Here is a 24,987-nt window from a genome sequence, read left to right as displayed (position 1 = left end):
GATCAATGTCTGCGCGGGGCTCCACGCCTGGCCGCCAGGATTTCCTGCACTTGGCGCCAGCTCACATCGTGATGGGCTAGGGCCACTTGCAGATGGAAGAGGATGTCGGCCGCTTCTCCAGCGATCTCGTCGGCGTTGTCGTCCTTGCAAGCCATCACAAATTCCGCACTCTCCTCCCCGATTTTTTTGAGGATGCTGTTGTCACCTCCCTTCAGCAGTTTGTTTGTGTAGCTGCCTTCCTCCGGGTGATCTCGGCGGCCTTCGATCACGCGCATCAACTCCGTGCAGGCATCCGCCGGAGGCGGAAGCGCGTCAGCTCCGCCCGGGGCACGCTGGTCGCTGTCTTCGTAGAAGCAGCTGCGAGCGCCGGTGTGGCAGGCCACATCACCGGTCTGTTCGATCGAGATCAAAATCACATCCGCATCACAGTCGTAACGGATGCTTCTCACTTTCTGGGTGTGGCCGCTGGTGGCTCCCTTGTGCCAAAGCTCTTTGCGCGAGCGGCTCCAGTAATGGACCTCACCGCTGCTCAGGGTGAGGTCGATGGAGTGCCTGTTCATCCAGGCCACCATCAGCACGGCACCATCCAGCCAGTCCTGGGCGATCGCGGGGATCAGGCCCGCATCATTGAAACGGAGCTGATCAATGAAGGCTGAGGTGAGGGGCTGCATCGGTCTGCGTGTGCTGCAGATGTAGACAGGAAGAATCCTGCCGCAGTGCCGTCCCTCTTCTCCGCCCGATGCCTCTGCCCTCCGCTGGTCACACCTGCAGCAAGCATTTCGAGGGGTATCCCTGTTGCCATCGACAGTGGCAGCATCCAGGACATTGTCGATTTGTCCACGGTTACAGCCGCAGCTTCACCGTGTGGTTCGCCGCGACCCACCTCGACCCATGTGGGTTTGTGGTGGATTTCTCCAGTCTCAGGCCCCTGGAGAAGCAGCTCAGTCACCAGTTCGATCACACCTTTTTGGTGAATGCTGATGATCCGTTGATGCAGCAATGGCAGACCCTGCATGAGCGAGGTGCTCTGGATCTGCGGGTGATGGACAACGTTGGGATGGAAGCCACTGCGCGGTTGGTGTGGGGCTGGGCCAACACCCTGTTGCAAGAACGTGATGCCGGCCGCAGCTGCTGCTGGAAAGTGGAGGCGCGTGAGAACCAGGCCAATGGCGCTTGTTATGAGGCTTTGCCCGATTGGTTCGGCACTGCGAACCAATCGGGTCAGTGATCAGCTCAGCACCAGTTTCAGTTGCTCTTCGCTGCCGCTGGTCGGCTGCACATCCACAGTGACGTCATCTCCGTCGCCGTAACGTCCGGCCAGAATTGCTTTGGCAATTGGTGTTTCCAGTTCACGCTGGATGGCACGCTTGAGAGGACGGGCGCCGTACACCGGGTCATATCCAGCATTGGCAAGCCAATCGGTGGCGTTGTCGCTGATGCTCAGACCGAGCTTGCGCTCCATGAGACGTTGACGCAGGCGGTTCACCTGCAGACTCACGATCTTGCGTAGTTCGTCTCTGCGCAGGCTGTGGAAGATGATCTGATCATCGAGCCGATTGAGGAATTCAGGACGGAAATGACCGCGAAGGGCGTCATTCACCCGCCGTTCCATTTCGTCGTGCTGCCCGTCATCGCCGCCGAGATCCAGGATCGACTGGCTGCCGATGTTGCTGGTGAGGATCAGCACGGCATTGGTGAAATCCACGGTTCTGCCCTGACCGTCGGTGACGCGACCGTCATCCAGGATCTGCAGCATCACGTTGAACACGTCGGGGTGCGCTTTTTCCACTTCGTCGAAGAGGATCACGGCGTAAGGGCGACGGCGCACAGCTTCAGTGAGCTGTCCTCCCGCCTCGTAGCCGACGTATCCAGGAGGAGCACCTATCAGACGACTGACCGTGTGCTTCTCCATGTATTCACTCATGTCGATGCGAACCATCGCGTCTTCACTGTCAAACAGCTGTGCTGCCAAGGCCTTGGACAGTTCGGTTTTGCCCACACCGGTGGGACCGAGGAACAGGAAACTGGCGATCGGTCTGTGGGGATCACTGAGCCCGGCGCGTGAACGCTGAATCGCATCGGCGACGGCGGTGACGGCCTGCTGTTGACCCACCACGCGCTCGTGAAGTTGGTTCTCAAGCCCGAGCAGCTTGGCCATCTCCGATTGCACAAGCTTGGCCACAGGAATCCCGGTCCATTTGGCGATCACCTCAGCGATGTCGTCTTCGGTGACCTCCTCACGCAGGAGCGACTTCTCCTGACCGTTGTCGTCGTCTTCGCTCAGTGAGGCCTCTTTCTCTGCCAGCTGCTTCTGCAGTGTGGCCAGTGTTCCGTACTCAAGCTCAGCTGCCTTGTTGAGGTCATAACTGCGCTTGGCCTGGTCCACCTGCAGCTGCACACGCTCGATCTCCTCCTTGAGGTTGGAGAGCTCATCAATCGCTCCCTTCTCCTGCTGCCATTGAGCATTAAGAGTGCTCTGCTGCTCTGAGAGTTCCGCGAGTTCCCGCTCGAGCTTCTCCAGCCGCTCCTGGCTGGCGGCATCGGATTCTCGGCCGAGCGAGAGTTTCTCCATCTCAAGTTGGAGGATCTTGCGATCGATTTCATCGATCTCCTCCGGTTTGGAGGTGATCTCCATCTTCAGTCGCGCGGCGGATTCATCCACCAGATCGATGGCCTTATCCGGCAGAAAGCGGTCGGCGATGTAGCGGCTGCTGAGCACTGCGGCAGCCACCAGTGCACTGTCGGCAATGCGAACACCGTGGTGCACTTCGTAGCGTTCTTTCAGCCCGCGCAGGATCGAGATCGTGTCCTCCACCGTGGGTTGGTCTACAAGCACCTGCTGGAAGCGACGCTCAAGAGCTGGATCCTTTTCGATGTGCTGACGATGTTCGTCGAGTGTTGTGGCGCCGATGCAGCGAAGTTCGCCTCGAGCCAGCATCGGTTTGAGCAAGTTGCTGGCATCCATGGCGCCACCTGTGGCGCCGGCCCCAACCACCGTGTGAATCTCATCGATGAACAGAACAATCTGTCCTTCGGAGTCGGTGACCTCCTTGAGAACCGCTTTGAGCCGTTCCTCGAATTCGCCGCGATATTTGGCCCCCGCGATCAGGGCTCCCATGTCGAGGGCGATGAGCTGACGGTTCTGCAGCGCCTGAGGAACATCGCCGTTGACGATGCGCTGAGCCAGGCCTTCGACAATGGCGGTTTTGCCGACGCCCGGTTCGCCGATCAATACAGGGTTGTTCTTGGTTCTGCGGCTGAGGATCTGAATGGTGCGGCGGATCTCCTCGTCGCGGCCGATCACAGGATCAAGCTTGCCGTCGCGGGCTGCCGCCGTGAGATCACGTCCGTATTTTTCCAGTGATTCGTAGGTTGCTTCTGGGTTTTGGTCGGTCACGGTCTGGCTGCCGCGCACGGCATCAATGGCGGTTTTCAGGGCTTTGGCGTCGGCACCCACCTGACTGAGCAGGCGTTGTCCACAGCGGGAATCCTCTGCTAAAGCGAGCAGCAGGTGTTCGATGGAGATATAGCTGTCTCCGTACCCCTGCTTGAGAGATTCGGAACGATCCAGCAGGGCATTAAGACCTTTACCCAGGTAAACGGATTCCGGCGGAGACTGCAGTGCCGGTTGCTGACTGAGATGGGCTTCCAGGTTGCTCTGAAGAGCGGATGGCGTCACACCGGCTTTTTCGAGAATGCGACTGGCCAGTCCGTCCTGTTCGAGGAGTGCCAGCATCAGATGTTCGGTCTCCAGTTGCTGATGGCGTCGCTTCTGGGCCAGGTTCTGGGCCGAGAGGATCGCGGCCCAGGCCTTCTCAGTGAATTGTTCGGCCGTGGGTTGCATGAGTCCGTTGGAACTGCTGTCACCGTATGGGTCTTATCCCCGCTCGAGCCAGGGGGAACCGATCCAGTTGGTTCGGTCTGCACGCCAGCATGCGGTCAACCGATCCGGATCGGTAGGGTCCACCGAATCATGCAGTGATCAAGGTGGATGGAACCCCTGTGAACCCGACTCTGGTCACGACACTGGTGGCCAGAGTTCGAGAGCTTTATGGACCGTCGCCCTCGGACCTGGAGAGGATGTGCTGGACCGTTGTTCATGAACATCATCACGGCGCCATGCCCTCCGAGTACGACATCCGGGAGGTTGAAGAAGATCTCTATCTGGCTGTACTGACGGCGGCTCGTAAAAAATGACTATTTTGTGTCATCGCCTACAATTATTGCATTAAATAATTATTGACAAGAGGTTGATTTGGCGGAATCTATGCATTTGTGCCTCTTTTCATTTATTTGGTTGGCCTTGTTTGCTGTTGTTTGGAATTCTCTGGTAAACGCTTATCGATTCGGTGGTTAGTCCAATTTTTTGCGATATGTCCAGCCATGAGTCGTCCGAAGCGAGCAAGCATTTGTCAAAGAGATCTCTTGTTGCTGTTTTGGAATTAGTCTCGTCGAAGATCAGGTACCGATTAGCCGTATCAGTTAGTTGTTGGCAAGCCAGCTTTTCAGAAGTTGCTAACTTTAAAATGCTTGTCGTTGGATTTTTTTTCATGTCATAGGCGTGAAGCGACCATCTTGGATGGGCTCCTACAGTGGTTGCCATAATGCCAGTCTCCCAGTGCAGTCGAAAGTTTGCAGGTGAAGTGAATTGACGATCTTCCTCCGGAAGGCTTTTGATAAATTCAAGAACTTTATTGTATTCCTGAACGACTACTTTTTGGCTTTCGCTGGAATTGTCCTGAAACCCATTGTTCACCATGCCACGAACCTCAGGGATTAAGATGTTGTATGCAAAGATGATTGAGAATGTTAGGGCTAATCCGGCGGACAATCTTTTCGTTGATCTTTTGCCTGTTGAATCAAGGGAAATCAGACCAATCACTCCAAAAATTGTAATGGGCAAAACCCCCATGAGTTGATAGTGCCACCAAAGATTTTTTTGAGTGAGCGAATATGAAAGACCAATAATATAAATTACTGATGCGATGGGTAAAATGTTCAATTGTTGTTTTCTACTCTTTAATCGTTTGGTGCTGAAAATCCATATTCCTGGTAAAGCTGCAGCAAAAAGCATCCACCCGCACACACCCGCTGCCGATGCATTCATTATGAAAAAAAGTGCTTTTGAGAAGCTTGGGTTTCTTTCGGGATTGGTGCTAATCCATTGAAGTGGTGCTTCAATAGATCCGTGCCAAGCTATTGAAAAGCCGTTCTCTATAAATAGATAAGGAGCAAAGATTGAAATCACTGAGATGAAGCATCCAATTAAAAAAGAAACAATTGCTTTTCCGGGGATTCTTTTGTACTTGACGAAGTGCATGCTTGCAACAAACACACCAGTAAGCATGCACGGAAATACGATGTTGGGCCGAATACTTATGGCGATGCAAGTTGAGAATCCTGCTAGTGTCCATGCGATGAAATATTTCCAACTCTTTCGGATGGATGCATTTAAATCTGTTTGTTTTTCTTTTCTTGTCGCGGCAAAGGAAGCGAAAAAGAATGCTAATGCTAAGAAGGTATTGGAGTAAGTATGGAGTTGGCCGCTGAGGCCGCCTATGAGCTTTTGAGATAGTAGTAGAAATAAAATACTTGCCCCAGTAATTGCAATATTGGGGTGTTTGGGTTTAAGGAGTAAATCGGACTTAAAGAGATTTTTTATGCTTAGGCCGATCAAAATTGAGCCCGCGATGTTGTAGGTAAAAGAAATCCAGCGATGCAATGTTATACTTTTAAGTAATGCTATAGGCGCGAATAAGTACTGTACTGTTGGAAGCTTCGGGTCAAAAAAATCGACATAGATAAGCTTTCCGCCCAGTAATTGTGAGCCCATGTATATAAAAGTGTCTATGTCTTGGTCGTATGTGCCAATGTCAGAGCCAGCGCGAAAAAGCCTTATTAAAATTCCAACAATTGATGCTGACCAAAGAATTATCAGCGCACGGCGCATTTTTTTGCGTCAATTGCTTCGACGATAGCGTGCTTAGTTCGAGTGTATAAAAAGGTTTGCTTGGCATGTCTTTAATTCCAGGGAAAGCCTTTTTTCGATTTAGGCCGGCTAATCAACGGGTTAAGCCCTTCTGCTGCGTCAGGTCGAGGACTATGCGTTAACTAAGTAGCCATACTTTATGGATTACTGGGAGTGTAAGGTTTGGGGCATCAGATGTGAATCACTCTCGAAAAGCTTTTGCTACTGACTTCCTGAATAAGACTCGTGCAGGCTAAAGATAAATTCAAAATGAGGCGAAATATTGGTTCGTAAGAGCAGGCCTTTTGTGATTAATATGCATAACTGCATGTCATGAAGTGTGCTCTTGACTCATGGCAAAGGTTCTCATCAGTTTTAAAGTCTCTCCTAGCCGCAGAAAATGGTCCTAAAATCTTTAGAAGGTCTAAGAAAGTTTCACGACCTCCTGAGATCCCATTCTCTGACAAGAGTATTAATACGAAATCCGGGAGGTTGACGAAGATCTCTATCTGGCTGTGCTGGTGGCAGCACGATCGGTCTGATAAGTACAAGTTTGTGCAGGTTTCTCGTTGAATACACGAGTATTAGTGGTCGGCCAAGCCACAGTGACCACTGATTAGCAGCCCTTGCCTCTCAATGTGAAACTGCTGCAGACTGAAGCTGCGCCAACGCTGGCGATTCCGATACCAACCCCCATGGCCAGGGCTCGTTGCATCGTTGAAGCCATCACGTTTCTACAGCTATTCCTGAAGGGTTGTGAAGACGACCTATTCAGTGGCTCCTACTCCAGGTTTTCTTTGGTCTTCGCGCCAAGCTGGTCGTCAGAATTTTCTGTGTTTCGCACAGTTGCATCGCAACCGAGACCTGAGCCATGGTTAAGCAAATCTGAAGGAGTGGGTTGTGAAGGCTGCCCCGTCCTGTCCCCTGCATCTGGGAATTCTCGATTCACCCGACTACTGGACCGACAACGCTCTGGTTGAGTGTGTGTCGCCAACCACAGCTTCGGAGTGGAGGCAATGGATTGAACAGTCAGAGCCCGATCTCAGACTCAGTAACCCTGACCGGCAGGCTGGTATCCGTGGCTGAATCGTCCTCTGTTCGGCAGGATGAAGGGATGAAGATACGGTCATGGCTGACTCGGATTGGTGCTCACCTTCTTGGTGTGGTCGATGAGTACTGGGCGATGCGTGAACCCGCCCAGTATCACCAGCAACTTCCCTGCTGTGAGCTGAAAAGCGACATGGATGCGACAAGGTCAGCTGGCAGATAACGTCCAAGTATCAGTGACGTTATTGCTGCCACTCCGTTCGTCTCTGGCTAGGGGTTGGAGATGACCTCATTGATGGTGAGCTGCATGTCCGTTATCAATATCTCCGGCGACAAGACCCCCAAGCTGGATCGTGTGTCTGAGTACTGGCCGAGCACGATGCAGCAGTACTGGCGTGATCAAGAGAACCGTCAGATGTCGCTGCAGGCCAAGCTCTTGTCTGAAACGATTCGTCTGCAGAGAGCTTCAAGACCTCGCAAGCAGCTCTTCGCGAAGCGGCAGAGTTTTGTCTCTCCGTGCCACACCCTTCGGTCGTAAGGCCGTCTCAGCGACAGGCCGCAAGATTGACTTTTGCTGCTTTGAGGGCTTCCTCACAGGCTGCACGATCCTCCTTGTCGATGTCTCCCTGACTGCCATTCAGGCGGGCTTCAAGAAATGCGATCTCTTCGATCCAGTGGTGGCGGTCGTTGGCTTCAATGCTCATGGCTGACGGCGAGTCGTTGTGTCTGTCGCATTTACCATCCCAGTATCGAGGCGGTGCTGATGTCGGTTGTGGTGCCTGAGGATTTCGATTATTCGGCTGCGATCTCGTTTCTTGAGATCAGGGATCAGCTGCCCTTGATCGATCCTGAATGTCTGTCCCGGCAGGATGTGTTGTCGATTCTTCTACACCTGTTTGATCAGAAACCTGGTTTTGTCGATCGCGGTCACGATGTTAATAACGCCGAAACGGCCTGGGTGAATGCCTATCTCTTCAGGCTCAGGCCAGGCCGTGATGATCAGGGGTTGGAGGGATTTGTGGTCGAATGCATCGGATCCAGTGTGGATCGTATGGCCGAGCTGCTCTGATCTCAGTTGTTGACGATCGGCGTCCCGGCAAGTTCAGTTACCTCTGTTGTGGTCGATCAATCAGGTCGCATTGATTCAACCCCTGAGCGTTGGGGTCGGCTTCTTGAAGTCGATGCAGGATGTTGCGCAGATCGGCTCCAGCCAGTTCTCCGTTGGTTTCCCACTTCAGGCTGGTCCCGCGACGGTTGTGAATGGTGTCGTTCATGAGCATTCTCGAGCGAATGCACTTTCGTTGATCAGCAGGACGCCGGAAAGCACCCACCTGAAATCCTTAAAGGAAGTTAAAAGTGTGTCGGTTGCTACCTTTCTGGCGCAGCTCGTGTTCAGCCAAAGCCTTTGGCTTGCGCCTGGCGGGTGAGGTTTCTCGCTAAGCGTCGTTGTTGCATGCCTGCCCAGAGTTGACCTGGGTTGCGGATCATGTAGTTATTGAGACTTGGTGCCTCGGTGTGTTCGCTGAGCGCCATCGAGGTTCCATCAACGAAGTCGCTCAGCAGGGTGACGACTGGCATGGCCAGGGCCACAAAGGTTCAGTCTGTGCTGCCGTGCGTTCTGATTCCCAGAGCACTGCGGCTGAACCAGCTCTCCATTTTTGACGTCTGATCGTCTGCGACCAAGTCGGCAGGATTCAAAGCGAAGTCGAGACTTCTTGCTAAAGCCACAATCTCAGCATCATCTGAGCAGCCACGCAGTTGTCGTCTGAGCGATTCACTGTGTTCGAGCGCACGCACAAAGGCACTCAATGCTTCTCTGCTCATCGTGACCATCCTTTTTCAGCCTGTTTTTCGACGAATGCAGCGACATCATCGATTTCAGTGAGACTCAGCTTGCCTTCGTAGGAAGGCATGGCATTTTTACCGTTCTCGATCTGATGCTCGATGGCTTCAATCGGATGCTGGTTGTAGGAATCGAGGTAGGCCTGCAAGTCCGCCTGGCTCAGGGTGCGAGTGGCTCTGATTACATTGCCGCCACCCATATGGCAGGCAGCACAGTTGGTCGAGAACAGCTGGGCTCCATGAGACAGGTCAGCTTCAGTCATGGCTCTTACCGGCAGAGCCGCTCCGAGAGTGAGGCAGAGGCTGAGGATCAGTGCCAGTGCAGAAGCAGGGTTTGGCATCCCTTGGCGTTCATCTCTATGCCAAACCTATCCATCATCAACAACAAGAAAAGACCCCAGGTTGAACGTTGACAATCTGGGGTCTGAATATGTTGAAACCTGAAAAATCAGGTGATTTCTGAACAAATCACTCGACGATCACTTGGCCAACCATGCCAGCACCGCGGTGGGGCTCGCAATAGAAGTCGTAAGTACCGGCTTCACTGAAGGTTTCTTCCCAGGATTCGCCGGGGGAGAAGGCCAGGTCGGGGTGGCTGTATTCGTCGTGACCTTCAAAGACGGCGTTGTGAGGGGCCATCTTGTTGTTGACGAACTTGACGGTGTCACCGGCTTTGATCGTGACCGAGCTGGGCTCGAACGCCAGCATTCCTGAGTCTGCGCCAAGCTTCACCTCAACGGTGGCGGCACTTGCGGAAGCAACACCCACGGTGCAGGCCAGCACAAAAGCGAGGGCGGTGTAGAAAATCGATTTAAGGCTCTTCAGCATGACGACTGTTGAAGTTGATTAATTATAGGCGTATCTCAGGGTGATCCCCGTTTCGGTAAACCTGAATCCAGCAAGACCGATTCAAGATCTGCGGCATGGCTTTTGACGCCGAAGCGCTCTGGTTGGGTGACGGGTTCGTGAATGAAATGGCGCTGTCGAATGGAAAAGCGATCCCAGGCATTGACCTCGATCGGCAGCACCTTGATCAGTGTTTCGATCAACCATGGCCAAAGCGGGATACCAGGAGTTCGTCGAATTCCACGCCAGCGGCAGAGGCTGGCCACTGCTTCATTCACGCTGATGGCCTTCTGTCCCATCACAATCCTGCGCACAGCTCCCTGGCCGGGCTCCGGGTTGCGTTGATGGGGATGGGTGGCGAGATAGCCGCAAATCGCAGCGATGTCTGCTGCGTGGATGAAGTGGAAGCTGGCATCGGCCCTAAGGAATCGAGCCAGCCAGAGCCATTTGCTGGCTTCTGCGAGACCTTCGGTGAGGTAGCTGGTGGGGAAAGGACTGCTGCCGTCCACTCGGCCTCCGAACACCAGGGTGGGGAAGACGGCGACAATTTTCTCGGCGAGAGGATGCCCCTCTAAATCTTTCAGGCACTGGGCTTTGGTCTGGATGTATTCAGTGCCGTAGGCCAGTGCTTCGGTGAGGGGCTGCAGATGCCGATCCAGGATGCTGGCTGTTGAGAAATAGGTGATTTGCTCGACCAAGGATGGATTGAGCAGTGACAGCATTCGCTTCACGGCCACAATATTCACCTGCTGAGCCCGTTCGGGATCCCCCCAGGCAGTGGCTGTGTGGATCACGCGGTGCACACTGGCCAACTCAGATGCGAATCGATCGGCTTCGCGAAGGTCGCCCACCAGCAGTTGGATCCGCGGATGATCCGCGGAAACCGCAGTGAGTTTGCTGGGATCACGCAGCCAGAGCAGCAGCTCTGCGTCGCTGTTCTCCAGCAGCCATGAAGTGGTGTATTGCCCGACGCAGCCGCTGGCACCCGTGATCAGGATGCGCGGCGGAGTTGTGGTCTGACTCAAGCGAGAGCCCCAACTCGGTCCATCACGCTCTTGCCTGCTGTGAAGAAGGCAGCTCCATTCTCCTCGGGTGTGCCGGGAAGAATTCCATGGCCGAGGTTCAGGATGTGGCGGCGACCTCTGGCCTTGCGAACGCAGTCATCGATTCGGGCTTCGATGGCCTGAGGGGTTCCGAACAGCAGGCCGGGATCAACATTGCCTTGTACACCGATGTGTTCAGGCAGGCGTGCACAGGCCTCTGCCATGTCCACGGTCCAGTCGAGGGAGATGATGTCCACACCGGTCTGGGCCATCCGTTCGATCACGCCGGCGCTGCCAGAGATATAAAGGATGAACGGGGTATCGGGATGGGTCTGCTTGACCAGGTCGACCACCTTTTTCTGGTAAGGAGCCGCGAAGACGTCGTAGTCGGCTGGGCTGAGTTGACCTGCCCAGGAGTCGAACATCTGCACCACTTGTGCCCCGGAATCGATCTGATAGCGCAGGTAGTTGGCAATGGACTCGGCGAAATGGTCGAGCAGTTTGTGCAGCAATTCGGGCTCACGGAAGGCCATGGCCTTGATCACCGCATAGTTTTTGCTGCTTTTGCCTTCAACCACGTAGGCGGCCAGCGTCCAGGGAGCACCAACGAAACCCAGTACAGCCGCCTCATTGCCGACACTCTCACGTAAACGACCCAGCACTTCGCCCACAAAGGGCATGGATTCGCTGGGAATCAAGGGTCGCAGAGAATTGACCTGGTCGAGATTACGGATCGGATTGCCGATCTGAGGCCCTTTGCTCTCGATGATGTCGAAGTCGATTCCCATGCCAGGAAGAGGCGTGAGGATGTCGGAGAACAAGATCACCCCGTCTGGCTTGAAGGCCCTGAAGGGTTGCATCGAGATCTCGTAGGAGAGGTCTGGATTTTCAGAGCGCTCGCGAAAGCTGGGGTACTTGTCCCTCAGGTCGCGGTAGATCTTCATGTAACGGCCGGCCTGACGCATCATCCAGACCGGAGGACGCTCCACCGCTTCACCACGGGCTGCACGCAGTAACAGAGGCAGAGAGTTGCTCATCAAGCCGAATCGAATCAATCGGAAACCTACCTGAAGAAACTGTGCAGAAGCGCTGGATTCCAGGCATGCTCAGCTGTTCGTCACATCGTTCGCCTGGTTTCAGGCGCTCTCGGTTTGCTCAAGAGCGCTCAAGCTGCGTTTCGGATCGTGTCTGAACACCATCAGGCTTAGCGGTGGCAGGCACAGATCCAGAGAGTTCTCGTATCCATGAATGCCCCACTCATCGGTGGGTTTGCCTCCCATGTTGCCCAGGTTGCTGCCCCCGTATTTGGCTGCATCTGTGTTGAAAATCTCCTCGTAGAAGCCCGCCAGTGGCACGCCCACTCTGTAGTGGGAATGACTCTGAGGAGTGAAATTGGCAACCACCACCAGCCAGGTTCCGCTGCTGCTTTCCCTGCGCATGAAGCTGATCACTGAATGGCGATTGTCGTTGCAATCGATCCATTGGAAGCCGAACTGATCGAAGTCATCCCTCCATAAAGCAGGTTCGGCCTTGTAAAGAGCATTGAGATCGCCCACCAGGAGTTGAAGCCCTTGATGCGGTTCGTGGTTCAGCAGATCCCATTGCAGATCGCCCCACACATTCCATTCGGCTCGCTGACCGAATTCCATGCCCATGAAGATGGTTTTCTTGCCTGGGTGAGTCCACATGTAGGCCAGAAGAGCGCGCGTGTTCGCATATTTCTGCCAGTCGTCTCCAGGCATCTTGTGCAGAAGATGACTCTTGCCATGCACCACTTCATCGTGGCTTAGGGCAAGCATGAAATTCTCGGTGTAGGTGTACCAAATCGAGAAAGTGATGTTGTTCTGATGAAACTGTCGGAACCAGGGATCCAGCTCGAAGTAATCGAGCATGTCGTGCATCCAACCCATGTTCCATTTCAGGTTGAAGCCAAGGCCCCCGATATCGGTGGGCTGGGTCACCATCGGCCAGGTGGTGGATTCCTCCGCAATCGACAGTGCTCCTGGGAAATGCTGGAAGAGCACGTGATTGGCCTGCTGAAGGAAACGAACCGCTTCAGTGTTCTCACGGCCGCCGTTCTCATTGGGTAGCCATTCGCCGTCCGGCCGCAGGTAGTCGCGGTAGAGCATGGAGGCCACCGCATCCACCCGGATGCCGTCGATGTGGAACTGGTCGAACCAGAACACCAGATTGGCCACAAGAAAGTTGCGAACTTCATTGCGGCTGTAGTTGAAGATCAGCGTGCCCCATTCCTTGTGCTCGCCGATGCGTGGATCGGCGTGCTCATACAAATGGCAGCCATCAAAAAAGGCCAAACCGTGGCTGTCACGGGGGAAGTGACCTGGCACCCAGTCGATGATCACGCCGATGCCCTCGGCGTGGCATCGATCGACAAAACCCCGGAATTCATCAGGGGTTCCGTAGCGGCTGGTCGGGGCGTACCAGCCAGTGACCTGGTAACCCCAGGAGCCATCAAATGGATGCTCGGTGATCGGCATCAGTTCGATGTGCGTGAAGCCCCTTTCCTTGACGTAGGGAATCAGGCGATCAGCCAGTTCCGGATAGGTGAGCAGGCGAGCACCTGGTTTGAGATCTGCTGCGGGAACCGGTGGCCTGGCACTGCCATCGGCCTCAATGAAAGGCTCTTCCGCGGAGGCGTGAATCCAGCTGCCAAGGTGCATCTCATATACAGAGATCGGCTGGTCCAGCACATTGCTGCTGTCGCGCGTCTGCATCCAGCTGCTGTCCGTCCAGTTGAAACCATCGAGATGGCTCACCAGGGAGCTTGTGTCTGGACGCACTTCGTGCTGGAAGCCGTAGGGATCGGCCTTTTGGTAGCAGTGGCCGTCGTGGGTTCGGATTTCGTATTTGTAGAGCTCTCCTTCAGCCATTCCGGGGATGAACAGCTCCCAGATCCCGCCGAGGCGCTGTTGCATTGGGTGCTGGCGACCATCCCAGCTATTGAGATCGCCGATCACGCTGACGCTGCGGGCGTTCGGAGCCCACAGGCAGAACATCACACCCTGGACGCCGTCTTGATCGCAGCGATGGGCACCCATGCGCCGCCAGATGTGATGGTGATTCCCCTCCGCGAACAGATGGCGGTCCATTTCGCCCATCCATTCCTGACGGAAGGCCCACGGATCATGCTGTTCATGGGTTATTCCTCCACGGTTCACGCGCACCCTGTAGGTACTCCCTGGGTTGCGATTGACCTCGGTTTCGAAGATCCAGGGATGGTGTGGAGTTGCCATGGCGATCTCCTCTGAACCAGTCAGAAGAGTCACGTTGTCGGCTTCGGGCATCCAGACACGGATGACCCAGCCACCGTTGTCTTGGGATTGAGGGCCGAGAATGGAGAGGGGGTGGTCGTGACGACACTCCGCCAGTCGCTGGGCATCCTCAACCATCCAGTCCTGCACAGTGATGGTCATGACGACGGAGCTTTCGTAGGCCGGGAGCTTAAGCGGAAAGCCTGCTCAAACTCCTTTCCTGCCAGGGATTTCAGACCAGATCTGCTGAGAAGTCGACGTTGATGATCCGCCCCTGGCGGTTGAAGATCACAAAGAGGTTGTCGGTCATGTTGCCGAATTCAATCGTGACCAACACCAGTTGCTGCTCATTGCTGCTAGAGGCTGCAAGCGCGCTCTTGATGCTCTTCACCCCTCCGAGAACCCGCTCCAGCTTCGACCACTTGCGTTTGAGGTCAGCTGGGGAGATATCCTTTTGAAAGTCGAGGTCCAGGTAATACCGGGCTGCGATCCAACGACCGGCATCCAGATCTTGCACAAACTTCAGTGCGGTCTGTTCGATCGGGAGCACCGTCTCGACCCACTTCCAGGCCAGCAGTTGTCCGTCGTCATCGAGCACCAGTAACAGAGGCAGTTCACGGGTGCCGCTGTTGGTGATGGCCACGGTTTCCACGGTCGTGTCGTCAAGACCTGGATTGACCGAGACCACTCGGAAGGATTCGATCATGGGCGCGCTTTGAAGCCGCTGGCTGATGGCCTCCACGCTGGTGGCTGATTTCAGGGGCGTCGCCAACAACTTGTAAATCCCCTGCGCGTTCTTCGCTTGGATCGATGTGAGCAGTTCTTTGGCGGCGTTTTGGGCTTGGCTTGGAGTGAGATTGGTCCGCGGCGCATTGAGGGCCTGTGCAACCTGGATCTCTGCTCGGACGCTTGCCGCAGGGATCATCTCCACAGTGCAGGTGGCCATGGCAGCGGCCAGAAGACAGGAGGTGAACTTCACGGCAATCGTCAGAACGTTCGAATCAGTCTGCCGGAGTTCCCAGGTGTTGGGGCGCCAGCAGAGGCAGCATCCAAAACTGAGCCATATCAAGATGCAACTCGATGCTGATCACACGGCAATCGGCACTGGGTGCGCTGCAGGCCACGGCCTCATGCCCAGGATTGATGGCAATGGCTGGCCAGGCGGCTCCTGCAATCGATAAACGCAGCCTGTCGCCGGGTTCGAGCGTGGCAAGCAGCGGCTGAAGGTCTACCTCCCGTTCACAGAGCTCGAATGCTTGCTGTCCGCGGATTCGCAGCATCCCCGTCGAGAGCTGTTGCACCGTGTTCTTGCCACGAGGCAATCGCGACAAGGCCACACAAAGATCAAATCCAGGCTGGTCTGCGCAGACGTGAAGTTTGAGCTTCGGCTTGCCCTGCAGAGGCAGGGCGCCCTTAAGGGGTTCACCGGTGAACACCGCCACGTCACTGCGACGATCAAGGGATGCCCGATCGCAGGGCCCGGCGCTTGGGCTGAGATGCCCACCGATGGCGGGTACAGGCCGCCATGGGTCATGCACGATCACCACCTTGCCGCCATGGTCAGATGCTGCGTCAAGGATCTGTCCTTCTTCTGGGTCAAGGCAGGCGAGGCCTCGACTGCAGAGATGCCAGCGCTGCTGATCGAAAGGTTGTGAGGAGACCGGGGATAGGGGGGTGATCGATGCTGGATGCAGATCGTCTGCTCCGCACCAGCTGTCGCTGACTTGGTCCCACAGCCAGACGGCGATGTCATCCGCACTGTTCGGGGGGGCGCAGTCGCTGGGAGAGTCGATCAAATGCCGCTGGAAGAACTTCAGCAGCAGCTCGCTGCTCTCTGCCCACCACTGCAGATGGGTAGCAGGGCCGATGTGGAGTTCAGGTCGCCCTCCCGCCGCTCTGGCTTTTTCCGCAAGAGCAATCACGCCGCGGAGATGGGGATCCCACCAGCCACCAAGTAACAGCATCGGTTGCTGCAGCCATCGATGTGGCATGGAGTGTTGGATCCAGTCGCTGTCCCGTTCGGGGCTTTGCTTGAGCCAGCGCAGGGCCATGCCCTCGGGATCGTGGTGTTCAAGCATCGACATGCCTTCACGCAGATAGCTGCCGTCTTCAAGGCTGCGTCGCATCTCGTCCCAGGCCTGATGGTCTCCCCGCCTTTTGGCCTGGAGACTGGCCAGCTGCAAGCCCCAACCCAGCCCCAGATGCCACCAGTGGGCGTTGCCGTCGCAACTCCAGTGGTCCCGTTCGTCCAGGCCGCACATCGCCGGTGCCAGGCAATCGGGTGGTGGGCACTCCGAAGGCGCCAGCAGTTGGGTCAGGCCTTGATAGGAGAAGCCGTACATCCCGACTCGACCATTGACCTCTGGCCTTTGTCTCAGCCAACTCAAGGTGTCGGTCGTGTCTTGCGCTTCCTGGGAGAAGCCGCCGAAATGTCCTCCCGATGCTCCCTGGCCGCGCACATCCTGAACCACCACCACAAAGCCGTGACTGCACCACCACTCCGGGTGAGGGAGCGTGACGCTTGAAGCGATGGACTTGCCGTAGGGCTGTCGCATCAACAGCGCAGGCCAGGGGCCATCTCCGCAGGGTCGCCACACTCGCGAGACCAGCTCAACGCCGTCGCGAGTGATCAGTGACGCATCAGCGAACATCCGGGCAATTGAGTCCGATCACGTAGGTCGCCACAATCTCAGCTTCCGTCTTGTTGAGGTTGCGTTGGCCAGCAATCACAGCAATTGATTGGCTGGACAGTGCCGACTCTCCTTGGGCATTGATGGATTTGAACTGTTGGCAGAGTGCCTGGGCTTCACCGGGATTGCGCTTAACGCTTTCCAAAAGAGACGACTGGGCCTGACTGAAAGGGCTCACCGCAAGCAGGGTTGAAACTGCGGCAACTGTTGCGAATCTGAGGTTGTTGAGGAAACGCATCGGAACCTCTGTCCGAATCTGTCCCTCATTTGAAACGGGTGAGACGGAGCTTGCTGGTCTGGACGGTCAGTTCGTGTTTTGCCTCTCCTTGGCACGGAGGATCCAGCGGCGGGCCACGGCAAGATCTACAACTGGGGGCCGTCCGCTTCGCAGCTGACGTTCCAGTCGTCCGGTGCGAGTGAGCACGTCCTGTGGGGTGGCCCCAGCGATCGCTGTCACGGTGGCCAGTCCTGCGTGCATCAGCAGGGCAGCATCCTGAGGGGCCAGGTCCAAAGAGCAGGCCAGATCAGCCATGCCTTGGAGCCGTCTGAGGTTGCGTGCTGACGCCCGACCGCTGGAGGCCAGTCGACTGATTTGCAGCTCGTCCAGAGACTGCAGCTGCCCCCAGGTGGTGATGCCGGAAGCCAGCAGCTGTTTCAGTTCATCGCGCAGGCCCTGGGGTAGCTCCTGCAGTAGATCCTCTGTTCTCATTCGGCTCGGAAGTCGCGAACGGTTTCGCCCAGAACCACTGATCTGGAAGCTCCTTCACCCGCAGGCTGGAGCTGACGTAAACGAACAGTCACCTCAGGGCTGTTGCGGCCGCCAGGACGAACATTCCCCGCCAATTGCTGCAGGGTCGGTTCGATCGCTTCGTCTGGAAAATCGGCCTGGGCCTGAGCCACCACCAGATCATCACCATTGTCAAAAACCACCGGGGCTCGCCATGCTCCCTCCACGCTGACGCTGGGTGTGTAGCTGAGACCAAAAGCCCAGCAGCTGGCCGATAACAGCAGTGTGAAGCTGCTCACTCCCACCAGTCGGAAACGGATGCCCCAGCGGGAGATGAAGGCGATCAGGGTCAAGCCAAACAGCGCCAGCCCGCCTTTGGCGAGCCAGATGCTGGAGGTGGAGAGCAATTCCTCAAGTGGCATGGGCTGGTCTGCTCGGAATGTGCTCCTTATATTGCGTCGACCTCCGGCGTATTGACGGGCATCGATGCGAGGAGGTCCAACCAGCATGCGGCGTAACAGGCTCGTCCTGTCTGTTTTGGGTGGATCCCTCATCGGTGGGGTGGTGCTGTGGTTCGCCGCCGATCACTGGGCCAGTTCGCTGTTTCAGCGGGTGCGTCCAGACATCGAGGCTCAGATCTCCAAGCCTCTTGGTCACCCCGTCAGCATCGGTCGCTATCGCGGCCTGGGTCTGCAGGGACTTGCGCTAGGTCCTGTTCAGGTCCGCAAAGGTCCACTCGATCAGTCGACTGCAGAGATTCAGCGCCTCACCATCGGCCTCGATCCCTTCGCCAGTCTTCTGCGATTCAAGCCCGTTCTCATGGTGCGGGTCAGAGGAGCTCAGCTCGATCTACGGCGCAATGACCAGGGCCGTTACTGGGTTCCAGGACCCTTCCCAGAGCAAGGCGACCCACCCCGCTTGGATCTGCAGGTGCGTTTCAGCGACCCCGCCAGGATCAAGATCGACTCTGCGGGTCTCAGCTTGACAGCTGCTGGTTGGACCGGCATCCGTCTTGATGAGCACAGGGCTGATGGCGTCCTCAAGCTCGTGCTTCCAGATAGGGGGCGCATCACCGTCAAGGCACGAGGCCGTTGGGTCCGCCCGGAATTTGAGCTCACCACCCAGCTGGAACGGATTCAGTTGGCTCGCTATCAGGGCCTGTTGCCGTTGAAGCTCCCCGTTCAGATGCAGGGGCAGCTTGGTGGCAATCTGCGCCTGGGTTGGCGTGGAGGACAAGCCAACTGCAGCGGCGGGCTGTCTCTGCAGAGAGCGCAGTTCAGTGGCCAGGCCATGGAGTACAGGCTGGAGTCTCCGCAGTTGCGAGTCAGTTGTCGCGGGGACACGCTCAAAGTCCCGAACAGTCGATGGACTTACGGGCCCTATGTGGCTTCCCTGGGCGGCAACGTGCGTCTCAACCGCACCTTTGCTCTGAAGGCAGCCTTCAAGGAACTGGATCAGAACCGCAATCTGGCGTTTCGGCTCGAGGGTGATTGGTCTCAACCGAAGCTGCGCGTCAATGGGCTCTGGGCCTTGCCTGACTCCATTCCGTTAGACGTACCTCTTCGCCTTGCAGCTCAGCTGAGTGCCGATTGGCGGGACCGCCAGGACTGGTCGGCAACGCTGGAACGGTTTGTTCTTCAAGCGCCTGGTGTGGATGTGAAGGCCAAAGGGGCCCTGCATCCTCAGCTGCAGGTCGTCACCCAGCGGCTTGAGCTGGCGGGGGCCGCCTGGAAGCACCTTCCTCTCGTCTCGCCTCTGTTCGGTACGGCAGCTCCCTTGACGGGAAAGCTCCAGTTGAGCGGTGCAACGTTGAAGCCTGAGTTGTCTCTGGACATGGCTCAGGCCAGTAATCCCTTGCTTGAAGCATGGTCGCTGCAGGCTGGTTGGACTGCGCAATCAGGACTGCTGGAGCTTGAGAAGTTCCGCAGTCCTGATTTCACCGCCAGCGCCAGGATGCCGCTCAGCCTTGGTGCAGGTGGGCTGAAACCCGGTCCATTGGAGGCCGATCTACGGCTTGACTCCTATCCCCTCAAGCGTCTGGGTCCTCTTCTGGGCACAGAGATGGATGGAACGATTGCTGCATCCGGTCGGGTTCTGGGCCCTCTCGATGCATTGCGACCTGATCTGCGCTTTGCCTTGAATCATCCGCGGGCGGGTGCTGTGCGCCTCATGGAGGACTGGAGTGGAACCTTCCTCGGTCGCACCGGCGGCGGTGGTGTGCTGTCGATGGCTTCGGTGGGATCAGTCATTGCTGGATCTCTTGAGGCCCGGCTTGGTGCGAACTGGCTTCCCACTGATGTGATGCTGCGTCGCCGCAAGGGGGATCTGCAGCTCCGTGGAACGCCTGCCGGTTACCGATGGACAGCCACTGATTTAACGGTCGATGGACTGGAACTGGCGCTTCCCCCCAGGCAACGCTGGGAAGGGGTTTATGGCCGTTTGAGTGGTGAGGGCATTCTCGGACTGCAACCGCTCGCCATGACGGGCGATCTGAGCATCAGTCGCCCTGGAATCATGGGCCTGCAGCTGCAGCAGATTCTGCTCACGGGCCGTTACGCGGACCGTCGTTATGCCATCACGAGCGAACTTCTGCCGCCGGATACGGGCCAGATCACCGTGGATGCCGAAGGACAGCTTGATGGCTTTTTCAAGGGCCAGGCTGTGGCGAGGGGACTGAGCGCACGCTGGCTCAGCAACAGTGCTCTCAGCTTGCCCAGGTTGAACAAGGATGCTCCCTCAGAGCAGGGCTCAGCATCCGATCTGGGCACGCTGCTGATCAAGACATTCGGCGGCAATCTCGATGGGCAACTGGAGGCCCTGCGGAACGCCCGGAAGGCATTGCTGCAAGCGCGTCTGCAGAACCGTGAACGGGAACCATTCCGTCTTGAGGATCTCCGCGGGCAAGTGGATGCGGTGATCGATCTGACCGGACCTCGGCTCAGTCGTCTCAATCTTGATCTCAAGGCCCGAGGTCATCTGTGGATCGAGGGTGAGGATGCGGATTACGCCTTGCAGGTGAAACCCTTCACTGCACGGATTGAAGGCCCACTGCAGGGAGGAGAGGGACAGTTCTCCTTTGCTCACTTCCCCTTCAGCCTCTTGGCCCTCGTCGCTCCCGTGCCGAGGTCACTGCTGGGAGCACTGGGTATGAGGGGGACCTACCGCCTCGATGGTTCTAATGCAGCGATCAGCAGCGAGCTGGTTCTCGAGGATGCACGCCTCGGCCCCAACCCGATTGCGTTGAAACGCGGCCAGGTGCTGCTCAGCGATCAGGCTCTCAATCTGGATCTGGCTCTCGTCTCCGAGACCTCCACAGAGCCCGTCACCGTCACCGGCAGAATTCCCTTTGCTGCTGATCAGCCGCTTGATGTCCGCATCGTGAGTCTTGGCGATGGCCTGAACTTTCTCACCGGGCTGACCAATGACACCGTGTCTTGGGACAAGGGTGATGTGGATCTTCGCCTGTTGCTAGGCGGCACGCTTCGAGCGCCGAAGGCCAACGGCTACATCGTGATCAAGGATGCTGCCTTCAAGGCTCAGGGCCAGAGCCTTGCCAAAGTCAACGGCTCCATGGTCTTCGACTTTGATCGGCTGGAAGTGCAGTCGCTCAAGGGTCGTTTCGGTTCGGGTGGTCAGCTCAAAGGCAGTGGTGCCCTGGCGCTTCTACGCCCCTATCCCGAGCCCAATCCACTACGCATCCAGCTCGAAAAGGCACGCATCAAAATTCCGAATGCCGATGTCGAGGTTGGCGCTGATCTGATGCTCACCGGAGCTGTGGTGAACCCACAGATTGGCGGAATTCTTGAGGTCAGTCACGGAGCGATTCGCCCGAACCGCTCCCTGCTTTCCCGCGTCAGAAATCCACAGTCTCGAAACTCTGACTCCACCAAGGCAGTCTCCATTGATGAACTGATCGAGGATCAGTGGGACTTCAAAGAGCCTCTGGTGCTGCGGGGGGCTGATGTGGAGGCGGCGACCAGCCGCTCGATCAAGGCCTCTCTGCCCAAGCTTCCTTTCATCGGATTCCGTGACCTGCGACTCACGCTTGGTCCCAAGCTGAAAGTCGAGGTGCAGCCCCTGGCCACGTTCACCACGCAAGGTCTTCTCAGCGTCAATGGTGCCCTTGACCAAAGCCTGGAACTGCAGGGCGTCGTGCAGCTGCTGTCTGGACGGGTTTCCATGTTCACCACAACCTTCAGCCTTGATCGCAGTGCTGCGAACGTCGCTGTATTCACTCCAGCCCTCGGGCTTATTCCCTACGTGGATGTCGCCATGGTCACCCGGGTTTCCGACAACGTGACCATCAACAACGACGACAACAACGCCTTCTCTAAATCGGTGTTTGACACCAACGGTCTTGGTAATCTCGGTGCCGGAGGACAGCTCCGCCTGATCAAGGTGATGCTTTCGGCCAGCGGACCGGCCGACCGACTGTCTCAGAGCATCCGTCTGCGCAGTACGCCATCTCTTCCTCAGCCGCAGTTACTGGCACTGATCGGCGGCAACTCTCTTGCTGGTCTGTCGGAAGCCGGCGCAGGAGCCGCGCTAGCCGCTGTTCTGGGGCAGTCGCTGTTGTCTCCGGTCCTGGGGACGCTCTCGGATTCGTTCAGCCAGAGGCTGCAGTTCGCCCTTTATCCGACCTATGTCACGACCATTGTTCAGAATGAAAAGGAGCGAGTTTCCGGTCAGGTGCCGCCCCAGCTCGCCCTTGTGACTGAAGTGGGTGTTTCCATCACTGAGCGCTTCGACTTCTCCGTGCTGGCTGCTCCCAACCGCAACGACATACCCTCGCAGGGGACCATGACGTATCAGATCAATCCGAACATGAGTCTGTCCGGATCGGTTGATAGTCAGGGCACCTGGCAGAGCCAGTTGCAGCTGTTCATGCGGTTTTGATCGATGGGTGAAGGGGCGGCTGAATCGATTGCTGATCGGTGCGTTCTGGGTGTTGATCTTGGTGGAACCGCGATCAAGCTCGGTCTGTTCAGCTTTGAAGGGGAGTTGCTGGAAGAGCACCAGCGACCAACACCCCAACCCGCTACGCCGGGATCGGTTTGTGTGGAGATCGTCGAGGCCATTAGGAGCGTTGACCCTGATGGCCTGGCTTCGGTGGTGGGGATTGGTTTACCGGGGCCCATGGATGCTGAAGCGCGGGTGGCCCGCGTTTGCATCAATCTGCCGGGCTGGGAAGAGGTCCCACTGGCCGCCTGGCTTGAATCACGCCTCCAGAAAAGGGTCACCCTCGCCAACGACGGTAATTGCGCTCTCGTGGGTGAGGCCTGGAAAGGCGCAGCTCAGGGCTGCAGCGACGTGGTGTTGCTCACTCTCGGAACCGGCGTTGGTGGAGGTGTGATGCTTGGGGGTCAGTTGTTCACAGGGCACAACGGAGCCGCCGCGGAACCAGGCCTGATCACGCTGTTTCCCGATGGCCCTGAGTGCAACAGCGGCAACAGGGGTTCTCTGGAACAGTTCGCGAGCATCGCCGGGCTGAAGCGACTCAGTGGTGCTGAGCCGTCTTCGCTGGCAATGGCTGCATCCCGTGGGGATGTTCAGGCCAGGGAGCATTGGGAGCGCTACGGCCAGCTTCTGGGTACGGGGATCAGCTCGCTGGTTTATCTGTTCACGCCCCAGTTGGTGCTGGTCGGGGGCGGGCTAGCTGGTGCCAGTGAGCATTTCCTTCCTGCGGTGCGTCAGGAGGTCGCCACCCGTGTTCAGTCGGTGAGTCGCGAGGGCCTGCAAATTAAGGCGTGTGCCCTGGGTAATGGCGCAGGTCGTCTCGGTGCTGCTCGCCTGGCGATGCAACGGTTGCTGCTTTCTCCGTCGCCCCAGGCGGGATGATGGAAGCCGTTTTGAGATGTTGCCCGTGCAGGCCGTTCCAGACCCCTCCCCGGAGCTTCTGTCTTTGGCGGCGGGCCTGCGCCGTGCTGCTACGGATCTGGGGCTGACCAGCGATGACCAGCGCCGGGAGGCGCTGCTGGCCATGGCGGAGTCACTCCGTGCCAACACTGGCGCCATCGTTACCGCGAACCAGGTTGACCTTAAGAACGCTGAGCAAAACGGTTTGGCTCCGGCATTGATGGCCCGCCTCAAGCTCGATGACGTCAAGCTTGAAGGCGCGATTGCCGGGGTTCGACAGCTGGCAGAGCTTGCTGACCCCCTCGGTCGACGCCAGTTGCATCGGGAACTGGATGACGGTCTTGTGCTGGAACGCGTCAGCGTTCCCCTCGGGGTCGTGGGTGTGATCTTCGAAGCCCGTCCTGATGCTGTGATTCAGATCGCTTCGTTGGCCATCCGCTCAGGTAACGGGGCGATCCTCAAGGGAGGACGTGAAGCTGAGTGCACCAACAAGGCGGTGATGGCAGCGCTGCAGCAAGGCCTCGTCGCCACATCGGTATCCCCCGAGGCCCTCGCTCTGCTCACCACCCGTGAAGACAGTCTTGCTTTGCTGCGGCTTGAGGGATTGGTGGATCTGATCATTCCCAGGGGCAGCAACGAACTGGTGCGCTTCATTCAGGACAACACCCGTATTCCCGTGCTCGGCCATGCCGATGGGGTGTGTCATCTGTATGTGGATGCTGAGGCGGACCCAGATCAGGCTTTGGCTATTGCCCTGGACAGCAAAGTGCAATACCCGGCTGCCTGCAATGCAATGGAGACTTTGCTGGTTCATGCCGATATTGCCGAGATATTCCTGGAGAAGGCCATCCCCGCTTTCCAGGCCGAAGGTGTGCGGCTGCTCGGTGATCCAGGCGCTTGCTCTCTCGGGATCAGTGAAGCCGCGGCCGACGCAGACTGGAGCACGGAATATTTGGCGTTGACTCTGTCCGTTCGTGTTGTGGATGATCTCGCTGCAGCTCTTGAACACATCCGTCGCTACGGCTCGCGTCATACCGAGGCGATTGCAACCCGTAACGTCTCCACTGCAGAGCGATTCCTGCGCTCAGTCGATAGCGCCGGTGTCTATCACAACTGTTCCACTCGCTTCGCAGACGGCTTCCGCTACGGATTCGGCGCGGAAGTGGGCATCTCGACCCAGACTCTGCCTCCAAGGGGACCTGTCGGTTTGGAAGGGTTGGTGACCTATCGCTATCGATTGCGTGGTGATGGCCATACCGCTGCCGACTATGCCTCGGGCGCACGTCGCTTCAGCCATGTGGACTTGGAGGGATGAGCAACGTCACTCATCCTCTGGACATCATCAGAGTCGATAATCTTCGCCTTTGGGCCCATGTGGGGGTTCTTGACCATGAGCGTGAACACGGTCAGTGGTTTCGTGTTGATCTGGAGCTGCATCTTGATCTGAGTCAGTCGGCCTCTGCTGACTCGCTGGCGGCAACCGCTGATTACAGCTTGGGAGTTCAGGCTTTGCAGCATCTTGCTGCCGAGATCACCTGCTACACCATCGAACATTTCAGTGAGCGCATGTTTGAGGAGCTTGAGGGGATCTATGGAGCTTTGCCGATGCATCTTTGGCTGAGCAAATGTCATGCACCGATCCCAGGTTTCGCGGGTACGGTGAGCCTTGAACGCTGGCGCCGCAAGCCGTGATGAG

General features: G+C 57.0%; 26 protein-coding genes. 9 read left to right on the top strand and 17 right to left on the bottom strand.

The features are described 5' to 3' along the window. Nucleotides 1-2 precede the first annotated feature (2 nt). Nucleotides 3-671, bottom strand: coding sequence for a bifunctional phosphoribosyl-AMP cyclohydrolase/phosphoribosyl-ATP diphosphatase HisIE (gene hisIE / locus DXY37_RS01105; protein WP_115124981.1), 669 nt, complete (start codon nt 669-671; stop codon nt 3-5). Nucleotides 672-739: 68 nt separating this feature from the next. On the opposite strand from hisIE, the gene DXY37_RS01100 reads away from it, so the two are divergent. After that, nucleotides 740-1,228, top strand: a complete 489-nt coding sequence (locus DXY37_RS01100; protein ID WP_115124980.1) for a 6-carboxytetrahydropterin synthase — start codon at nt 740-742, stop codon at nt 1,226-1,228. Here the strand turns inward: DXY37_RS01100 and clpB are convergent, their stop codons facing one another. Continuing rightward, nucleotides 1,229-3,844, bottom strand: a complete 2,616-nt coding sequence (gene clpB, locus DXY37_RS01095) for an ATP-dependent chaperone ClpB (protein WP_115124979.1) — start codon at nt 3,842-3,844, stop codon at nt 1,229-1,231. Nucleotides 3,845-3,987: 143 nt separating this feature from the next. Here clpB and DXY37_RS01090 point away from each other — a divergent pair, with 143 nt between their 5' ends. After that, on the top strand, nt 3,988-4,197 hold the full coding sequence (locus tag DXY37_RS01090) for a hypothetical protein (RefSeq protein WP_115125158.1): 210 nt from the start codon (nt 3,988-3,990) through the stop codon (nt 4,195-4,197). Between the two features lie 88 nt (nt 4,198-4,285). On the opposite strand, the gene DXY37_RS01085 is transcribed toward DXY37_RS01090, so the two are convergent. Beyond that, nucleotides 4,286-5,950 (bottom strand): hypothetical protein, encoded by a 1,665-nt coding sequence (locus DXY37_RS01085; RefSeq protein ID WP_115124978.1) that lies wholly within the window; start codon nt 5,948-5,950, stop codon nt 4,286-4,288. 918 nt (nt 5,951-6,868) lie between these two features. On the opposite strand from DXY37_RS01085, the gene DXY37_RS01080 reads away from it, so the two are divergent. Together DXY37_RS01080 and DXY37_RS01070 are read left to right on the top strand one after the other, a co-directional pair. Further along, complete coding sequence (locus DXY37_RS01080; RefSeq protein ID WP_115124977.1) at nt 6,869-7,054, top strand: hypothetical protein; 186 nt, start codon at nt 6,869-6,871, stop codon at nt 7,052-7,054. A 268-nt stretch (nt 7,055-7,322) separates the two neighbouring features. Then, on the top strand, nt 7,323-7,553 hold the full coding sequence (locus DXY37_RS01070; RefSeq protein ID WP_136975523.1) for a hypothetical protein: 231 nt from the start codon (nt 7,323-7,325) through the stop codon (nt 7,551-7,553). A gap of 7 nt (nt 7,554-7,560) precedes the next feature. Here the strand turns inward: DXY37_RS01070 and DXY37_RS13140 are convergent, their stop codons facing one another. Next, the gene (locus DXY37_RS13140) at nt 7,561-7,719 is read right to left on the bottom strand and encodes a hypothetical protein (protein WP_170951736.1); all 159 of its coding nucleotides are present in this window, start codon (nt 7,717-7,719) and stop codon (nt 7,561-7,563) included. Between the two features lie 59 nt (nt 7,720-7,778). Between DXY37_RS13140 and DXY37_RS01065 the strand changes: the two genes are divergently transcribed. Beyond that, the gene (locus tag DXY37_RS01065; protein ID WP_244276764.1) at nt 7,779-8,084 is read left to right on the top strand and encodes a hypothetical protein; all 306 of its coding nucleotides are present in this window, start codon (nt 7,779-7,781) and stop codon (nt 8,082-8,084) included. Nucleotides 8,085-8,121: 37 nt separating this feature from the next. Here DXY37_RS01065 and DXY37_RS13135 read toward each other — a convergent pair whose 3' ends face one another. The 13 genes from DXY37_RS13135 to DXY37_RS01005 all read right to left on the bottom strand — a co-directional run bounded on the left by DXY37_RS13135 (nt 8,122) and on the right by DXY37_RS01005 (nt 17,857). Then, the gene (locus DXY37_RS13135) at nt 8,122-8,289 is read right to left on the bottom strand and encodes a hypothetical protein (protein ID WP_170951735.1); all 168 of its coding nucleotides are present in this window, start codon (nt 8,287-8,289) and stop codon (nt 8,122-8,124) included. A 118-nt stretch (nt 8,290-8,407) separates the two neighbouring features. After that, nucleotides 8,408-8,593: a hypothetical protein gene (locus DXY37_RS01060; protein ID WP_136975522.1), complete on the bottom strand. Its 186-nt coding sequence runs from the start codon at nt 8,591-8,593 to the stop codon at nt 8,408-8,410. A gap of 18 nt (nt 8,594-8,611) precedes the next feature. After that, nucleotides 8,612-8,839, bottom strand: a complete 228-nt coding sequence (locus DXY37_RS01055) for a Nif11-like leader peptide family natural product precursor (protein WP_170951734.1) — start codon at nt 8,837-8,839, stop codon at nt 8,612-8,614. Beyond that, nucleotides 8,836-9,198, bottom strand: coding sequence for a c-type cytochrome (locus DXY37_RS01050; protein ID WP_115124972.1), 363 nt, complete (start codon nt 9,196-9,198; stop codon nt 8,836-8,838). The genes DXY37_RS01055 and DXY37_RS01050 overlap by 4 nt, the downstream gene beginning before the upstream one ends. Before the next feature lie 127 nt (nt 9,199-9,325). Further along, nucleotides 9,326-9,685, bottom strand: coding sequence for a plastocyanin (petE, locus tag DXY37_RS01045; protein WP_114992261.1), 360 nt, complete (start codon nt 9,683-9,685; stop codon nt 9,326-9,328). Between the two features lie 35 nt (nt 9,686-9,720). Continuing rightward, nucleotides 9,721-10,728, bottom strand: coding sequence for an NAD(P)-dependent oxidoreductase (locus tag DXY37_RS01040; RefSeq protein ID WP_115124971.1), 1,008 nt, complete (start codon nt 10,726-10,728; stop codon nt 9,721-9,723). Beyond that, nucleotides 10,725-11,783, bottom strand: coding sequence for a uroporphyrinogen decarboxylase (hemE, locus tag DXY37_RS01035; RefSeq protein WP_115124970.1), 1,059 nt, complete (start codon nt 11,781-11,783; stop codon nt 10,725-10,727). Before hemE ends, DXY37_RS01040 begins: the two co-directional genes overlap by 4 nt. A gap of 99 nt (nt 11,784-11,882) precedes the next feature. Next, complete coding sequence (glgB, locus tag DXY37_RS01030; RefSeq protein ID WP_115124969.1) at nt 11,883-14,180, bottom strand: 1,4-alpha-glucan branching protein GlgB; 2,298 nt, start codon at nt 14,178-14,180, stop codon at nt 11,883-11,885. 70 nt (nt 14,181-14,250) lie between these two features. Continuing rightward, a complete protein-coding gene (locus tag DXY37_RS01025) occupies nt 14,251-14,997 on the bottom strand; it encodes a DUF3887 domain-containing protein (RefSeq protein WP_115124968.1) in 747 nt (248 codons plus the stop codon). A gap of 22 nt (nt 14,998-15,019) precedes the next feature. Next, on the bottom strand, nt 15,020-16,669 hold the full coding sequence (locus tag DXY37_RS01020; RefSeq protein ID WP_115124967.1) for a CocE/NonD family hydrolase: 1,650 nt from the start codon (nt 16,667-16,669) through the stop codon (nt 15,020-15,022). Next, nucleotides 16,659-16,946: a hypothetical protein gene (locus DXY37_RS01015; RefSeq protein WP_115124966.1), complete on the bottom strand. Its 288-nt coding sequence runs from the start codon at nt 16,944-16,946 to the stop codon at nt 16,659-16,661. The genes DXY37_RS01020 and DXY37_RS01015 overlap by 11 nt, the downstream gene beginning before the upstream one ends. A 66-nt stretch (nt 16,947-17,012) precedes the next feature. Beyond that, nucleotides 17,013-17,417 (bottom strand): DUF4332 domain-containing protein, encoded by a 405-nt coding sequence (locus DXY37_RS01010; protein WP_115124965.1) that lies wholly within the window; start codon nt 17,415-17,417, stop codon nt 17,013-17,015. Then, entirely contained in the window at nt 17,414-17,857 is a 444-nt protein-coding gene (locus DXY37_RS01005) for a Ycf51 family protein (protein ID WP_115124964.1), read from the bottom strand. Before DXY37_RS01005 ends, DXY37_RS01010 begins: the two co-directional genes overlap by 4 nt. Before the next feature lie 115 nt (nt 17,858-17,972). Here DXY37_RS01005 and DXY37_RS01000 point away from each other — a divergent pair, with 115 nt between their 5' ends. The 4 genes from DXY37_RS01000 to folB are packed head-to-tail and all read left to right on the top strand — an operon-like array spanning nt 17,973 to nt 24,983. Next, nucleotides 17,973-22,331, top strand: a complete 4,359-nt coding sequence (locus tag DXY37_RS01000) for a translocation/assembly module TamB domain-containing protein (protein WP_244276763.1) — start codon at nt 17,973-17,975, stop codon at nt 22,329-22,331. Nucleotides 22,332-22,334: 3 nt separating this feature from the next. Continuing rightward, nucleotides 22,335-23,273: an ROK family protein gene (locus DXY37_RS00995; RefSeq protein ID WP_115124962.1), complete on the top strand. Its 939-nt coding sequence runs from the start codon at nt 22,335-22,337 to the stop codon at nt 23,271-23,273. Between the two features lie 16 nt (nt 23,274-23,289). Continuing rightward, a complete protein-coding gene (locus tag DXY37_RS00990) occupies nt 23,290-24,606 on the top strand; it encodes a glutamate-5-semialdehyde dehydrogenase (protein WP_115124961.1) in 1,317 nt (438 codons plus the stop codon). Next, nucleotides 24,603-24,983: a dihydroneopterin aldolase gene (folB, locus tag DXY37_RS00985; protein WP_170951733.1), complete on the top strand. Its 381-nt coding sequence runs from the start codon at nt 24,603-24,605 to the stop codon at nt 24,981-24,983. Before DXY37_RS00990 ends, folB begins: the two co-directional genes overlap by 4 nt. Nucleotides 24,984-24,987: the final 4 nt, after the last annotated feature.

Source organism: Synechococcus sp. GEYO (genome assembly GCF_900473955.1).
Taxonomy (GTDB): Bacteria; Cyanobacteriota; Cyanobacteriia; order PCC-6307; family Cyanobiaceae; genus Synechococcus_C.
The sequence above is the reverse complement of the archived record's forward strand: the minus strand, read 5'-3'. Positions and strand labels throughout refer to the sequence as shown.

What these genes read in the sequence shown, in the direction of transcription:
- glgB (WP_115124969.1), bottom strand. Translation starts at nt 14,180, where the DNA reads ATGACCATCACTGTGCAGGACTGGATGGTTGAGGATGCCCAGCGACTG.
- petE (WP_114992261.1), bottom strand. Translation starts at nt 9,685, where the DNA reads ATGCTGAAGAGCCTTAAATCGATTTTCTACACCGCCCTCGCTTTTGTG.
- DXY37_RS01100 (WP_115124980.1), top strand. Translation starts at nt 740, where the DNA reads ATGCCTCTGCCCTCCGCTGGTCACACCTGCAGCAAGCATTTCGAGGGG.
- DXY37_RS01005 (WP_115124964.1), bottom strand. Translation starts at nt 17,857, where the DNA reads ATGCCACTTGAGGAATTGCTCTCCACCTCCAGCATCTGGCTCGCCAAA.
- DXY37_RS01060 (WP_136975522.1), bottom strand. Translation starts at nt 8,593, where the DNA reads ATGCCAGTCGTCACCCTGCTGAGCGACTTCGTTGATGGAACCTCGATG.
- DXY37_RS01055 (WP_170951734.1), bottom strand. Translation starts at nt 8,839, where the DNA reads ATGAGCAGAGAAGCATTGAGTGCCTTTGTGCGTGCGCTCGAACACAGT.
- DXY37_RS01020 (WP_115124967.1), bottom strand. Translation starts at nt 16,669, where the DNA reads ATGTTCGCTGATGCGTCACTGATCACTCGCGACGGCGTTGAGCTGGTC.
- DXY37_RS01050 (WP_115124972.1), bottom strand. Translation starts at nt 9,198, where the DNA reads ATGCCAAACCCTGCTTCTGCACTGGCACTGATCCTCAGCCTCTGCCTC.
- DXY37_RS00990 (WP_115124961.1), top strand. Translation starts at nt 23,290, where the DNA reads ATGTTGCCCGTGCAGGCCGTTCCAGACCCCTCCCCGGAGCTTCTGTCT.
- hisIE (WP_115124981.1), bottom strand. Translation starts at nt 671, where the DNA reads ATGCAGCCCCTCACCTCAGCCTTCATTGATCAGCTCCGTTTCAATGAT.
- DXY37_RS13140 (WP_170951736.1), bottom strand. Translation starts at nt 7,719, where the DNA reads ATGAGCATTGAAGCCAACGACCGCCACCACTGGATCGAAGAGATCGCA.
- DXY37_RS13135 (WP_170951735.1), bottom strand. Translation starts at nt 8,289, where the DNA reads ATGAACGACACCATTCACAACCGTCGCGGGACCAGCCTGAAGTGGGAA.
- hemE (WP_115124970.1), bottom strand. Translation starts at nt 11,783, where the DNA reads ATGAGCAACTCTCTGCCTCTGTTACTGCGTGCAGCCCGTGGTGAAGCG.
- folB (WP_170951733.1), top strand. Translation starts at nt 24,603, where the DNA reads ATGAGCAACGTCACTCATCCTCTGGACATCATCAGAGTCGATAATCTT.
- DXY37_RS01010 (WP_115124965.1), bottom strand. Translation starts at nt 17,417, where the DNA reads ATGAGAACAGAGGATCTACTGCAGGAGCTACCCCAGGGCCTGCGCGAT.
- DXY37_RS01070 (WP_136975523.1), top strand. Translation starts at nt 7,323, where the DNA reads ATGTCCGTTATCAATATCTCCGGCGACAAGACCCCCAAGCTGGATCGT.
- clpB (WP_115124979.1), bottom strand. Translation starts at nt 3,844, where the DNA reads ATGCAACCCACGGCCGAACAATTCACTGAGAAGGCCTGGGCCGCGATC.
- DXY37_RS01015 (WP_115124966.1), bottom strand. Translation starts at nt 16,946, where the DNA reads ATGCGTTTCCTCAACAACCTCAGATTCGCAACAGTTGCCGCAGTTTCA.
- DXY37_RS00995 (WP_115124962.1), top strand. Translation starts at nt 22,335, where the DNA reads ATGGGTGAAGGGGCGGCTGAATCGATTGCTGATCGGTGCGTTCTGGGT.
- DXY37_RS01085 (WP_115124978.1), bottom strand. Translation starts at nt 5,950, where the DNA reads ATGCGCCGTGCGCTGATAATTCTTTGGTCAGCATCAATTGTTGGAATT.
- DXY37_RS01065 (WP_244276764.1), top strand. Translation starts at nt 7,779, where the DNA reads ATGTCGGTTGTGGTGCCTGAGGATTTCGATTATTCGGCTGCGATCTCG.